Raw genomic sequence first — 14,050 nt, 5'->3', positions numbered from 1 at the left:
CTTAATTTAGAAAAACATAGAACGGGAGACGATTACCAATAGGATAAAGAGTACGAGAATTACACCGGCACCAATGCCACATCCACCACCGTAACCTTGGACGCCTCCAACTGGACCACAATTACCTTGACCTACTCCTCCAACGTTGTTATATCCGTAACTCATACATCCATCTCCTTTTAAGTTAAGGTACAACGTAGCATATGTAATTAAGTTAATGTGGCATGGGCTTTTATTATAAAAGGGCTATTTCACTAGTAAAATCAAAATGTTACAGAAATATGTCACACCTTCAATGATTTCATATGTGCGGATTGCCTTTCCGTCAATGTACGGTGTTGCTTCTTGAGATCTCCATTCAACTGTATACCCAAGCGCTTCTCCGGGCTTACGGATTAGCAGATATACATGTCCGTTCTTTACCTGACCATAGGCCATAGGCGGCCAGCTTATCATTCACTACTCTTCTCACTTAATTTTGCTTACCATGGGGGGTTGTCCAAACATTTTATTTTATTCTCCATATGATAAATAGTAAAAAGGAGGAGGTGATAGTATGACGAGATTTCTAGATTCAAAAACCACACAAAATGCAAGCTATGCCAATTCAATTTCTATACCAATTACGGTAATTAACACACCGCAATTGGTGGCACAGCAGACATTAAATTTATCTGGAGGTATAGCTAATTTTACCCGTGTAGGGTTCACAGGAGTGGTCGCAATACAATTGCCACTTCTTCCTGTTGCTACAAATGTTCTGGTTACCGTTGTAAGGGGGTTGACTCCATCCGATTTGATCGTCTTTTCTGCCTCTGAAAATCTTAATTTAAGCATCTTAGGACCACAGCTTATCGCTTTTACGGGATCTGATTTTAACGCACCTAATAATCCCAGTGTTCCATATACAGTCTTTGTTCAAGTTTCTGCTCTTGGCACAACAAGAGTAGGACCGGAAAGCTTCAACTTTACAGCATATTCTGATTTCTAGCCTTAATCCTCCATTTTAAGCCTTATTATACGGCTTTTTTTTTTGCGAAGTTCATGTATCAAGAAACTTTGACATTCTATCACCTCCAATATTCAAGATGTGATAGAATATGCCTGAACTTCTTCCCCGCACTACTGGATCTTTGCTCCATACGACCTTGCAAAATCCACCGCTTGGATCGCATCAATGCGGACATCCAACATAACGATCGACTTGAAATCGATCCCGCCAAGAACGGCTCCTCTTAGATCCGCTCCCTTGAGCAGCGCATTCCCGAGCCGCGCTCTTGTCAGATCGGCATCCCGCAGATCAGCTTTCTCCAGCTTGCACGCGGATAGATCGGCTTCTACGAACATAACCCCGCGCAGGGACTGCTTCGTTAGATTCGCATTCCGCAAATTCGTGTACGACCAATCTCCGCGCACAATGGTTATGCCATCTAAGTTCGCCGCGGCGAAGTCCGAGCCGATCATTTTACACTCCTCAAATTTGGAAACGAATAAATTCGCATTGGTAAATCGGCAGTTCGTGAACGCCGAACGGGTATGAATAGATGCATTCAGCTGTGCCCCGGAGAAATCACAATCGATGAATTGACAACCTGTTGAATTTATTTCCTCCAGATGCGCTCCCCGAAACCTGCAGCGCGTAAAGGTACAATGATGAAAGTCATATTCGCTAAACAGCCCGTTATTAAAATCCACTTCCATAAACTCGCGATCCGTATACTCACTCATACCAGCCCGTTATCCCCTGACCTTTCGCAGATAGTAAACCTTCTCCTAATTATAGCAAACCCGCATCATCATTCGCTAAGGGGCTATTCAACAAATTGGTGTCCGGGTTCATGCAGGAGACTGCTCCATCAGCAAGCACGGTCATCATCACCTGATTTGATATCTCAAGCAGCCTTCAGCAGCAGGCTGAACTTCACGCCTTCCGGCGTGTTGGTAATCTCATATTCAGCTCGATGCGCATCCAGCACCTTGCTCACAATATACAGACCCAGGCCGCTTCCACCGGTTGAGCGGCTGCGGGATTGCTCTAACCGGTAGAACGGATCGAATAACCGGTTTAACTTCGTTTCGTCCAGCTGCGCCCCGGTATTCAGCACCTCCAGCGTATAATGCCGCTGGAGTATGGAGAGCTCTTCACCCTCCTGTGCTTGATGAGTTTCCGCCAGGTTTACCACCACTCGTTCCCCATCCCCCGAATATTGGACGGCATTACACACAATATTGGCAACGGCCTTCGCCATAAGCCGCTCGTCAGCAACGATAAACGCTTCTTGAGGCAAATGGCATTCCATCTCCATCCCCTTCACTTCAGCCAAATAACTCATGTTCTCCACGGATTCACGTACAAGCTCCGCTAAGTCCACTTCCCGCATAAGGGGCAGAAAATCACGGCTTTCCAGCTTGGACAAGTCCAAAATCTCATGCACCAGCTTATCCATATCCCGCATAATCTTGTACGATTGGCGAAGATACGTGTCCCGGTCGCGGTAAATGCCGATATTGCCGATCATCGCCTCAAGCTGTCCGCTTACTGCAGTAATTGGAGTCTTGAGCTCATGAGAGATCGTAGCCACGAACTCGCGGCGCTTCGCTTCCTGCTCCCGTTCCCGCTCAATGTCATCCTTAAGCTGGGCGTTTGCATCCTGCAGCTCAGCCATAGTCGCCTTCAAATTGCTAGCCAGCTTACTCAAATTATGGGACAGCTCGCCAATCTCATCCGTTGACCGATGAGGCGCTTCCTGTACGATAAAGTCCAGCTTAGCAAGTCTCCTCGCCACATTATTGAGTCCGATTAACGGGCGGGCAATCAAGCGCGAGTAGATCGCTGCACCAGCAATCGCGATCAACAAAATCGCAATCAGCATGTACGGAAGGAATCGTAAAATCACTTCAGACGCTTCATCAATCGGCTGCAGCGGCGCGTCAATCGACATCGTGAACGCCTCATCACTCTCGGCGAAATGAAACGAACGCTCTACGCTCAGCATATGATTCTTGCGGTCTTCCCCGCCGATACCGCCGCGGCCATAGTCAAAGCGGCCGCTGCCCTGAAGCTGCTTCCGAAAGCCAGGGAAGCTCCCATCGTCCATTAACCCATTATTAAACCGCATTAAATTTGGCGGTATATAATACCCGAATCCGTTTTTATCCTTGATAATAAGCGCCGCATTATGTTCTTGGCTGAACTTCGCCATCAGCGGCAGCGACTCTTTGGCAGGCTTGTTGTCAATGGCTTGAATAAGCTCATTCACACCGGTCTCCAGACGGGACTGCTTAATATTCTTGTAATAGCTTGGCAGCATGAAGTACAGCGTCAAGTAAATGAGCAGGGCGGAGACGATGAGCAGGATCGTCGTAATGATGAAGATTTTGAAGGTAATGCCGCGCCGCCTCATCCTTCTGCGCCTACCGCTTCATTTTCGAGGGCATAGCCGACGCCTTTAACGGTCCGGATCACGGGGATCCCCAGCTTTTTACGGATATTCTTGATATGGGCATCCACGATTCGCGAATCGCCGAAATAATCATAGCCCCATACTTTATCGAGCAGCATATCCCGCGTCATGATGCGGCCCGCGTTGCTGAGCAGGGTTTGCAGAATATCAAACTCCTTGGTCGTCGTCTCGATAAATCGGCCGTCGACATATACCTTGTAAGCATCCGCATCGAGCCGAAGCCGGTCATCGAAAGACAGCTCCCCTGATTGCACATGCCTCGTCCGCCTGAGCACAGCTTCCACCCGTTTGATCAGCACCTGAAAAGAAAACGGTTTGGTCACATAATCATCCGCTTCCTCTTCGAACGCCCGCAGCTGATCCTTCTCTTCACTGAGCGCAGTCATCACGATGACGGGCGTCTCCGATTTCTCCCGAATCATCCGGCAGATGCTGTATCCATCAAGGGAAGGCAGCATGAGATCGAGAATGACAAGATCGTAGGCTTGCTGCTGAAATTTGTTCCAGCCCTCTAGACCGTCACCGGCCACGTCCACCTCATACTGCTGAGCTCTCAGGAATTCACTGATCAGCTCTTGAATATATTGATCGTCTTCTACAACGAGAATATGGGTCCTCATCCCTCAGATCCTCCCTATTTAAATTAGGATGAACCTATCTTAACGCAGAAGTATGAATATAGGATGAATAGAGTCTGAATACGTGCTGAATCGTGAATGAATCTGCGCGCATGACAAATAACCTGTTTCCAGCCCAGGATGGGGATGAAAACAGGTTATGAGTACACCGGAGCTTACCTCCGATTAGTGAGGCTGATTCTGGTCTGCAAGCTTCTGCTGTGCCATGCGTATGAGCTCCTTCACCATTGCTCCGCCGATCTGACCGCCGATTTGTCCTGCCGATTCCGTCGATAACCCGCCATTATAGCCCGGCTCTAAAGGAACACCGAGCGATTTGGCCACCTCGTACTTCACATCATCGGGCCGGCTCGGGTTAACCGCATAACCTTCGCGCCGCATCACCTCTGCCTTGAATGCGCTCATCTGAGCTTCCGCACCTGGAACAACAAGTCTGCGACGACCTCTTCGCGCCATCATCATCCGCCTCCTTGATCCTTATATTACTGATACCTTGCCCCAAGGAGGAAACATGTATGTACGCGGCCAATATCGGATATTCGCTTGATGCTTGTTTAACAGGATTGATCGTATACGCCGTTAATCAAACCATCCTTTAACCTTAAACCAAACAAACATGCCGGCTCCGAGCAGCCCCATCAGAATCAAGATGATATAATAACCGGAATGCCAAGTAAGCTCAGGCATATTGGCGAAATTCATCCCATAAATCCCGGCGATAAAGGTGAGCGGCATGAAAATCGTCGTAATGACCGTCAGCGTCTTCATAATCGTATTCATTCGATTCGAGCTGAGCGACATATAATGATCCCGCATGTCCGAGGTCAGGTCGCGGTTGGAATCCACGATTTCCGCGAGCTTCAATAAGTGATCGTAGACATCCGTAAAGAACGGCAGGTAATGGCTGAGTCCATCAATCCGCTGCGTATTAATAATCCGGTAGAGCAATTCCCGCATCGGTACGACGGTCTTGCGCAGCTTCAGCAGCTTGTTTCGAATCTCGAACACATCATTCAGCTTGCCCTGCACTTTGACGTCCTGACCACCCGCGTCGAATTCCAGCAGCTGATCCTCAATGACACGGGCTGCCGGGAAATATTGATCTACAAACTCATCGATGACGACATAGGCGGCATGCAAATTGCCATGAGTCTCGTAACGGGGCTTAGCTGATACCTTCGTCCAAGCAGCATCAATTTCGCGGTGGGGCTTTGCATGAAAGGTGACGATAAAACCGGGACCAATAAACATGTCGACTTCATCGGTTCGCAGCGTTTGCTCGTCCAGGGCATGCAGGACAAAGAAATGGACATCCTCGTAATGGTCCAGCTTCGGCCGCTGCAGATACATCAGGCAATCCTCAATAGCAAGCGGGTGAAAATTAAAATAACTCTCCAGAAGCTTCGCTTCCTCCGGTGCAGGCTCACTGAAATCCACCCAAAACCATTTGGCCTCACTGCGGTCAATCTGCTCCAGCGGCATGTTTTCCAAGACCCTATGATCTTTTGTAATAACCAAATAGCGAATCACAGCGATTTCCTCATCCCATAAGCTTTTCCCCTATTGTAGCACTACAAATTTTGCCTGGGCAAACGATGGGGGCGCAGCACCCTCAGTTGTGCGAGAGCGTGAAGCTCACGACACCGTTCTTCAGCGGTGCGAGAATGTGAAATTCACACTCCGTTCTTCAGCGGTACGAGAATGTGAAGCTCACGACACCGCTGTTGTCCGTCGCATACGAATATTGCGCGATTTCCGGGAACCGGCTGAATAACGCACGCCAATCATCTTCCACACCTTCTCCATCCGTATATAATCGCTTGAGCGTCAGGGCCGAATCCCTCACCTGAATGGCCGCAGCGACTCTCGCTTCGAATTCACTTCGGCTGGTAACCGTCAAACCATTGTATTGAAAATAGTTAAAAGTGCTGGCTGCCGCCTTCGGCAGGCTATCTGTCCATATATGATCCCGTCTTAATTCCTCATCCGTTACGTTAAAGTAGCCGTAGGTGACCCGGCCCTCGACATCCGGCACAGGGTCATCCCAGGTTACATCCAAATTATAATAATTGCCCTCAATTTTAACCTTGTTCCATGCATGTACGATTCCACTCGCTGTACCTGTTACCACATGGGACTCGATGCCTGCCATACCAAGCAGCAGCTTGGCCGAATAAGCGTATCCCTGGCACACGGCGATGCCTTTAAATAACGAGCCGTAGATCGTATAGGAATCATCAGGCAGCGTGCCATTCTTATAATTCTCGTAATCGTAGGCGATATGCACCAGTAAAAAGTTATGAATGGCGAGCTCTTTGTCGTAATCACTCATTCCCGGCTTAAGGATGGATGCCAAAATCCCCTTAGCCTTCTCATCAATTTGTTTGGAGCGCTCATTCTTGATCACGACCGGCAGTGTCTGATCAGCCGCATTCATCAGTTCGTATTCACTGTTCACATAATACGTTCCGTATTTCACGTAGATGCGGTTCACAAGAACAATGGCCTGTTCACGCGTCGTGGTTGTCTTTGGCAGGAACCATATCCGGTCCTTGTAGGCGCTCCCCTTCATAAGCTGATTCCCATTGAGCACTCGGATGGCCTCTTGTGACCAGGAGGAAATTTGCTTACTATCGGCAAAAGCAGGGGCGGCCGTCTGTCCATCCTGCAGCTTAGATGCCAGCCCCGCTTTCTTCAGCGTGTTATATATCATGGACGCCAGCTGCTCGCGCGTCACTCCAAGCTTCGGGGAAAAAGCCGTTCTGCTCGTGCCTTGTACGATACCAAGCTCATACGCCTGCAGCACCCGATAATTATTCAAATCCCGGAATGGGTTAGTGCCTGGTGCGGCTGCTTTCCGTCCGGTCAGCACCTCATAGAGCTGAACGGCCATCTCGCCGAATTGCTCCCGCGTAACCGTTAGCTGATACTGATTGTTAAGCTGGGTTGGAACCAGCTGCCGGTCCCAAGCTTCACTTACATCCTCCTTCGCCCAGCTGCTCGGCTCCCGGGATTGTGCGAAGGCGTCTTTGGGAGCACTTCCGGCAATGAGAAGTGCAGCTGCGGCTGCCATTATGAATCGTTTGGTTTGATCGTTCATCCGGGCTGTTAATCCTCCTATAAATCTAGCAATCTGCCAAGATAGTTTTACAGAAATCCAGATCTAATAGTAGCATAAAAAAACACTTTATTTACATGATTTTGAATTAAAAAAAGGACATTGCACCTGCCTGAACTGGCAAGCGTACGTCCTGATCTGTCTTTGTCTACTGGCGTGATGAACTAGTCCAGCCAACCATTCTTCTGGGCGATGCCGATCGCATCAATGCGGTTCTTAGCCTCCAGCTTCTGAATCGCCTCGGACAAATAGTTTCGCACCGTTCCTGCAGAGAGAAATAATTGTTTGGCAATATCCCCGGCTGCATGCCCGTCGGATGCCAGCTTAAGCACCTCCCGCTCCCGCTCGCTGAGCGGGTTCTCAGCCTCCCAGAATGTAATCGCAAGCTCAGGACTAACTGCTCTGCCGCCATTATTTACATTTCTTAATGCGGCTCCAAGCTCATCTATGGGTGAGTCTTTCAGCAGAAAGCCCCGGACACCTGCCCGCATGGCACGCTGAAAGTATCCCGCGCGCGAGAAAGTCGTCAGGATCACAACCCGGCAGGAATGCTGCAGCTCCTTCAGCTTCTCTGCAACGTCGAGACCCGACATCTTAGGCATTTCTATATCCATTACGACAATATCCGGCACCAGCTCCTGAATCATCTGCAGGGCCCGCTCTCCATTCTCAGCTTGCCCGATAACCTCAATATCCTCTTCGAGGTCCAGCAGCGCACTCAGCGCTCCGCGGAGCATACCTTGGTCTTCAGCAACAATTACCTTCATGCCCGGCTCTCTCCCTCCTCTCCCGATTTGTTCACAAGGGGCACAGTAAACAACAATCGTGTCCCCTTATGAGCAGCAGATTCAAATTCCAATTCACCCTCAACCAGCTTTAGCCGGTCGCGCATGCCCTTTAACCCATTACAAGAAGCCGTTTGGGACTCGGCTGAGCTGCTGACGTTATCCGTACCGTCACCATCGTCAGTCACGATCATCTGCAGGGTGCCGGTCTGTTTAAGCAGCTCCACTTTGCACATGCGCGCACGGCTGTGCTTGACGACATTTGTCACGGACTCTCTGAGGCACATGCCCAGAATATTATCAATAAGCGGTGAAGGGATGCGCCCGTCCAGCTCGCTCTTCGTCTCCATCCCTATACCTGCTGCCGTCAAAATCTGTTTCGCATGATCCATTTCTTCCAGGACCGTGACAGCGTTCATACCGGATACCAGCTCCCTCACCTGTTTAAGCGCCGCCCGCGAGGTGACCTGAATATCCTTCACTTCTTGGATCGCCCGTTCCGGATTCCGTGTAATCAGCTTCTCTGTCAGCTCGCTCTTGAGTGTAATCAGCGACAGCGTATGCCCGAGCGTATCATGCAGATCCCGCGATATCCGCTGGCGTTCCTCATTCTTGGATAACCGTGCGATTTCTTCATTAGCCAGGTTAAGCTTTGCCCGCAGTTCTTTGGCTTTATGCCCGGCCCGCACAGCGAACGGCAAGGCAAGCATAACAAGCATAGCGGGAACTAATTGAATGAGTGAATTACTATCCAGGTAAAGCTTGTAGTTCCAGCAAACCGCCGCATACAGCACCACCTTCGCCGACATCGAGATGACGATCTGCTTCTTATTAGGCAGCATACCTATTAAGGGTGAGGGATAGAAGGCAAAATAAATGAATGAAGCATCATATCTAAAGGTGAAGATCCCCACCATGAGCAGCTGCCCCAGAACACTGTACAACCGGCCGCGCTGTCTTCTATAGCTGTACAGATACAGCCCCACAAATACAATAAGCAGCGCAATCCCTTCTATTAGCTGGTCAATTGGCCTGCTCGAAAAATCATATAGAGGATATACTAAGTAGATAAGCCAGACGAAGGAGAAAATATAGGGCGGACCCGAAGGTCGACGCCCGCCCGCTTTCTTCATACGTTACACCGCTTCCTGTTTTTTGAGGATATACGATGATAATACCATAAATACGATTACATAGGCCGCCAGAATTCCAATACCATTCCAGTCCACCGAGCCCCCGGCAATAATATTCCACGCGCCTTCGCCAAGCCGGTAAGTCGGTGTGAATTTGGAAATGGTCTGCATGGTGGAGGACATCCCTTCAACCGGGAACCATAGTCCGCCAAGAACGGAAAGCCCCATATAAAGAATCGTGCTGAGCACCTGCACAACATCCGGATTTTTCATCGAACCGACAAGTGTACCAAGCGCCATAAAGGATAACCCGCCGACCCAAATCCACAGCCCGCTCTGGATCCAAGCGGAGACCGGCAAGCTGATTTGTTTGCCTAGCCCGCCGATGATGAACATCATGAGGATGATAAACAGATTAATAATGCCCTGTGCGGCTACCTTAGAAACGACATACGCCCATGACGGTAGCGGTGTGATTCTTAGCAATCTTATCCAGCCTTGGGAGCGTTCGCGGGACAAACGGTTGCTGAAGGTCGTGAAGCTGGCGCCTATGATACCGTAACAGGTCATCGACATCAGATAATACGAGGACCAATCGACACCGCCTACTTGCATGCTGCTGTCCATGGTGCTTGTGAATAAGAAGAAGAAGGCAACCGGCATAATAATGGAGAACATCACGAAACGTTTATTCCTTGCTGTCCGCAAAATTTCGGCTTTGCACTGAGCCATCGTCGCTTTGAAATTATTCATAAAAGGATCATCTCCTAAAGAGGATATTGTTTATTAAGTACGTTAATTACGTTAATAGCTTCTCCTTGTGGATCGGAGTCCGCTTCGTTATTTTGCAGCTGTTTGCACGAGCGCCTGGAAGGCATCTTCAAGTCCGCCGCTTTGAATTTCGATATCCCGCATCTCAAAGCGTTTTTCGACCAGCGCTACAATCAGCGCATCCGTATTGCTGCTCGACAGCTTTACTTTACGTCCGCTCCATTCGACGTCCGATACACCAGGAAGCGCCAGAAGCTGCTCTGTCGTTACGGACTGTCCGGCAATGAAGGAAATCACCCGGCCGGTCGTTTCCGCTTTGATCTCGCTTGGCGTTCCATCTGCAATGAGCTTGCCGTTGTTGATGACGACAATGCGATCAGCAACGCTGTCCGCTTCATCCAGATAATGCGTCGTCAGAACAATCGTCCTGCCCCGGCCTGCCATCGCCTTAACCGTATCCCAGAAGAGCTGGCGGGATGTTACATCCATGCCTACCGTCGGCTCATCTAAGAAAATAACCTCAGGATCCCCGGCAAGCGCAAGCGCAAAGCCGAGCCGGCGCTGCTGACCGCCGGATAGCGAGGATGCGATTTTGTCCTTCTCGCTCTCAAGGTTAGACACTTGCAGCAGATACTGAAGCGGCAGCGGCTTCTCATAATAGCTGCGGAACAGGTTAATGCTTTCCGAAACCTTCAAGCCGTCAATTACACTGACATCCTGCAGCATGGCGCCAATCCGATTCCGCACCTTCTGTTCCCGCGGATCTCCGCCGAGCAGCTTCACTGTTCCTTTGGTCGGCTGCTGCAGTCCGAGGATCATCGAGACCGTCGTTGTTTTTCCTGCCCCGTTGGGTCCAAGCAGAGCGACTACCGTTCCTTCTTGAACGGATAAAGTCAAATTATCGACCGCCGGTTTTCCTTTGAAGATTTTGCTTACACCTGTCAGCTGAATGGCTGCTTTCATGCCCGATCACTCCTCTTCTATTCTGGCCGTTCATTATGTCCTGCTGCACTTGTTTGTCTTTCGTTGTTTGATCTGTATTCATCATACTCAAAACCGAATTGGCAAGTAATTCATGAATGTAATGCGTTTCGCATGACAAATGTCATATAGTACATAAAATTTGTGATTCCCAAAGAAAAGCAAGCATTGGTACTTGATTTCCATGTGCAATGCATGTATAATAATAAATTGTATCAAGTGTAACCTCTGGTTTTTTCCTCATATTGGGTCAGGATTTCCTCAAATCCACGACTATCTTCTTTTTCCTTTTAAACACGGCTGCTTTAAGGAACACGGATTCACACTGGCGCGGTCGAGGAACCGCAAGGACGATTGAGAGGTTAGGGCTTTCGTTGCTTTCGTGCATGATTTATGAAAGTAGGAAGACATTAGCGGTTACGCTTCTTATACATGGCGGCGCAGACTAGGAGCGCACGCATCCATAGCAACACAAATTAGACCCCCGCTTCCAATGAAGCGGGGGTCGTCCAATTTATACGAACGATTACATTGAATTTAAGGGTTAATCAGAGCCTCGACCAGCCGGTGGCCGGGAAGCACGAGGTCAGCCCGTATGGTACAAAGAGACGGATCATCGATCGATTGCAAAACATGCTGAATGATTCCAATGAAACCCCGGCGATACAAGTGAGAATCCCACCCGCCGAAATTCAGCGTCTGACCGCCTGAGTCAGGGTCGGTGAGAACCGCCTGCTCCAAGTCCTGCACGATCGCCGTCCGGCCGTGTCCATGCAGTTCCACACGTTCACTGTCTGTCCCGGCACGGCGCTCCATAGAAAAGACCGATGTTCTCCCGGGCTGCGGTGAACGAAGCATACCGAATACCGACAATAATCTCCCTTCCTTGTTCTCACGGAGCGTATGAGCGGCAAGCTCCATATCGAGCCCGGGACTCGCAAATGCATCCGAATCGCCGTTCATTCTCAGATTGCCTGGAGTGCCCAGCCATAATGCAAGATCAATGCTGTGAATGGCATCATCATACAGCGATTCTATGGCAGAACGCTGCTGCAGCTTCGTCCGGTTCTTCTGAACGAGAATCGTTTCTGCTCCTCCTGCCGCTTCCACCCATTGTCTGCTTCTCTCGACCATCGGCGCGAACCTCCGGTTAAAACCAACTGCAAGAAGCTTTCCCGTCCGGAGCGCTTCTGCAGCCATTTCTTCGGACTGTGAGATATCATAAGACAGCGGCTTATCTACATAGACATGAATTCCCCTGCTCAAACAACGCATAACCAGCTCATAATGGCTTTCTGTCGCCGTATGGATGAATACAAGCTCGGGCTGCTCATCAAGCAGCCGATCCAAATCAGTGAACCGGCCGCTGATTCGATACTGCTCACCAATGGACTGCACCTTATCTGCATGGCGGCCCATTATTCCAACTAAATCTATATCGCGATGCGCCGCAAGCACTGGCAGATAAGCCTTCTGGGCAATATCACCCAGACCGACCACAGCAATTCGTTTTGACATCAGACACCCTCCTGAAAGTTTCCGCAGGAAGCAGCTTCGAAAGCATTTGCTGGTTCCCATAGAAAAACTTCTTCGTTAGCATGCTGCTCTCCTTATAGGAAGCAGCTTCGAAAGCATGCTTAGCTCCCTAAACATGTGCTAGATTTCCTACACGAAGCTACAACTCAGCATAGCACGAATTTGCAGGAGATGCCCGAATATTAAGACATTAATGGAAGACAGGCTTCCCGCGGGATAATTACACGTATCGCGGAGCCGGGCTCAATTCTGCGCTGGCCGGGTGCATTCAAAGCATCGACAGTCAGCGTAAGCTCCCGTATTCGAACCGTATACCGGTGAAAGAGCTTCCTCCTGATCATGCATGACGAAGATCATCGTCATCTCAAGGAGCCCCCGTCCCAGCTGAATCTGTATCCGCTTAATCCAGATGAACCAGAACTTGATCCTGCCAAAGCTGCGGCAGCTTCTTGGAAGTCTCATCCCATACTTTGTAATCGCCCACCGGCTTTGCATGCTTGTATTCAGAGCTGTCGATAAGCTTCGATGCCACATCGTCCGGAAGCTTCACGTTCTCGCGGATCGGTCTGGCGTAGCCTCGTGCCAGATTGATTTGGCCGAAGTCGCTTAGAATATATTCCCGTGCCAGCTTTGCTGCATTCGGATGCGGTGCATATTTATTAATAATCGTCGCATTGCCGCTTACGACACTGCCCTCGGACGGAATGACGACCTCGAACTGCTCATAATCAATCTGTTCCCGGTAACCGATCGCATTGAAATCCCAAAGCAGCGCAACCGGGATCTCGCCCTTTTCGATGTTAGCCACGGACAGCTCCGCCTTGCTGATCCGTTTCTGCTTAGCAAGCTTCCTGAAGAAGTCGATGCCCGGCTGAATGTCGCTCTCGTCCCCGCCCATTGCCATTGCAGCTGCGAGTACACTCATTTGCGCCTGCGCTGCTTGGGTTACATCGCCGACAACGATTTTATAATCCCCTTTCGCCAGATCCTCCCAGCTCTTAGGCACATCCTTCACGAGCGTCTTGTTCACGAGAAATCCGATGGTGCCCTGGTAGCCTACGACCCAGTTTCCATCCTTGTCCTTGGCCCAGTCCGGAATTTCGTCCCAGTAGGTTGTCTTGTACGGCTGCACTATACCCTTTTCTACCGCAACCGGGGCAAAAGCGATCCCGACATCGCTGATATCTGCTGCCCGCTTGTCTTTCTCGGCTTCGAATATTGCAATTCCCTCTGAGCTGGACATGGCGGTGTCCGTATGCTTCAAGCCGTAGATTCCCGTCAAATCCTCCCAAGTATCCTTCCAGTTCGCCCAGGAATCCGGCATCCCTACACTTACGATTTGGCCTTCCATTTTGGCCGCTTTCTCTAAATCAGCAGCTGCCGCTACGTAGGAAACGGATTCAATACCGCTTGCTTTAACGGCTGGTTCGGGCTTGGTGCATGCCGTCAAGCTGACAGCCATTCCCGCGATAACAAGCAGGCCTATCCCTGTTCTCCACAACTTACGCATAGTACCATGCTCCTTCCCGGTCCGTGTTTTTGTATAAGTGTCCGTTCTGGATGGATGTGCACCTTTATTGAATGTAACGAAGAGATGTTATCCAAGGGTTATGGCGGTATATTT

The 14,050-nt window shown here is 49.8% G+C and carries 13 protein-coding genes; 1 reads left to right on the top strand and 12 read right to left on the bottom strand.

The features are described from left to right. The first annotated feature begins 556 nt into the window (after positions 1-556). Positions 557-991: a hypothetical protein gene (locus ACFPYJ_RS19965; RefSeq protein ID WP_379189960.1), complete on the top strand. Its 435-nt coding sequence runs from the start codon at positions 557-559 to the stop codon at positions 989-991. Between the two features lie 131 nt (positions 992-1,122). Here ACFPYJ_RS19965 and ACFPYJ_RS19960 read toward each other — a convergent pair whose 3' ends face one another. From ACFPYJ_RS19960 to ACFPYJ_RS19905, 12 genes are all read right to left on the bottom strand, one after another. Then, positions 1,123-1,728 (bottom strand): pentapeptide repeat-containing protein, encoded by a 606-nt coding sequence (locus ACFPYJ_RS19960; RefSeq protein ID WP_379189959.1) that lies wholly within the window; start codon positions 1,726-1,728, stop codon positions 1,123-1,125. Between the two features lie 164 nt (positions 1,729-1,892). Then, positions 1,893-3,404, bottom strand: coding sequence for a sensor histidine kinase (locus tag ACFPYJ_RS19955; RefSeq protein WP_379189958.1), 1,512 nt, complete (start codon positions 3,402-3,404; stop codon positions 1,893-1,895). Then, positions 3,401-4,084, bottom strand: a complete 684-nt coding sequence (locus ACFPYJ_RS19950; protein WP_379189957.1) for a response regulator transcription factor — start codon at positions 4,082-4,084, stop codon at positions 3,401-3,403. The genes ACFPYJ_RS19955 and ACFPYJ_RS19950 overlap by 4 nt, the downstream gene beginning before the upstream one ends. Before the next feature lie 183 nt (positions 4,085-4,267). Continuing rightward, on the bottom strand, positions 4,268-4,558 hold the full coding sequence (locus ACFPYJ_RS19945) for a small, acid-soluble spore protein, alpha/beta type (RefSeq protein WP_379189956.1): 291 nt from the start codon (positions 4,556-4,558) through the stop codon (positions 4,268-4,270). 123 nt (positions 4,559-4,681) lie between these two features. Continuing rightward, positions 4,682-5,632, bottom strand: a complete 951-nt coding sequence (gene corA / locus ACFPYJ_RS19940) for a magnesium/cobalt transporter CorA (RefSeq protein ID WP_379189955.1) — start codon at positions 5,630-5,632, stop codon at positions 4,682-4,684. A 157-nt stretch (positions 5,633-5,789) separates the two neighbouring features. Next, positions 5,790-7,202 (bottom strand): transglutaminase domain-containing protein, encoded by a 1,413-nt coding sequence (locus ACFPYJ_RS19935; RefSeq protein ID WP_379189954.1) that lies wholly within the window; start codon positions 7,200-7,202, stop codon positions 5,790-5,792. Between the two features lie 182 nt (positions 7,203-7,384). Further along, positions 7,385-7,987 (bottom strand): response regulator transcription factor, encoded by a 603-nt coding sequence (locus ACFPYJ_RS19930; protein WP_379189953.1) that lies wholly within the window; start codon positions 7,985-7,987, stop codon positions 7,385-7,387. Beyond that, a complete protein-coding gene (locus ACFPYJ_RS19925) occupies positions 7,984-9,138 on the bottom strand; it encodes a sensor histidine kinase (RefSeq protein ID WP_379189952.1) in 1,155 nt (384 codons plus the stop codon). Before ACFPYJ_RS19925 ends, ACFPYJ_RS19930 begins: the two co-directional genes overlap by 4 nt. Before the next feature lie 3 nt (positions 9,139-9,141). Beyond that, positions 9,142-9,891 carry an ABC transporter permease gene (locus ACFPYJ_RS19920; RefSeq protein ID WP_379189951.1) on the bottom strand — a complete coding sequence of 250 codons (750 nt, stop codon included), beginning with the start codon at positions 9,889-9,891 and terminating at the stop codon, positions 9,142-9,144. Positions 9,892-9,978: 87 nt separating this feature from the next. Next, positions 9,979-10,872 (bottom strand): ABC transporter ATP-binding protein, encoded by an 894-nt coding sequence (locus ACFPYJ_RS19915; protein WP_379189950.1) that lies wholly within the window; start codon positions 10,870-10,872, stop codon positions 9,979-9,981. A 555-nt stretch (positions 10,873-11,427) separates the two neighbouring features. Continuing rightward, positions 11,428-12,408, bottom strand: coding sequence for a Gfo/Idh/MocA family protein (locus ACFPYJ_RS19910; RefSeq protein ID WP_379189949.1), 981 nt, complete (start codon positions 12,406-12,408; stop codon positions 11,428-11,430). Between the two features lie 418 nt (positions 12,409-12,826). After that, positions 12,827-13,936, bottom strand: coding sequence for an ABC transporter substrate-binding protein (locus tag ACFPYJ_RS19905; RefSeq protein ID WP_379189948.1), 1,110 nt, complete (start codon positions 13,934-13,936; stop codon positions 12,827-12,829). Between the last annotated feature and the right edge of the window lie 114 nt (positions 13,937-14,050).

The sequence above is a fragment of the Paenibacillus solisilvae genome, assembly GCF_042656405.1.
In the GTDB taxonomy this organism is placed as follows: domain Bacteria; phylum Bacillota; class Bacilli; order Paenibacillales; family Paenibacillaceae; genus Paenibacillus_Z; species Paenibacillus_Z solisilvae.
This window is presented reverse-complemented; position numbering and strand designations above follow the sequence as displayed.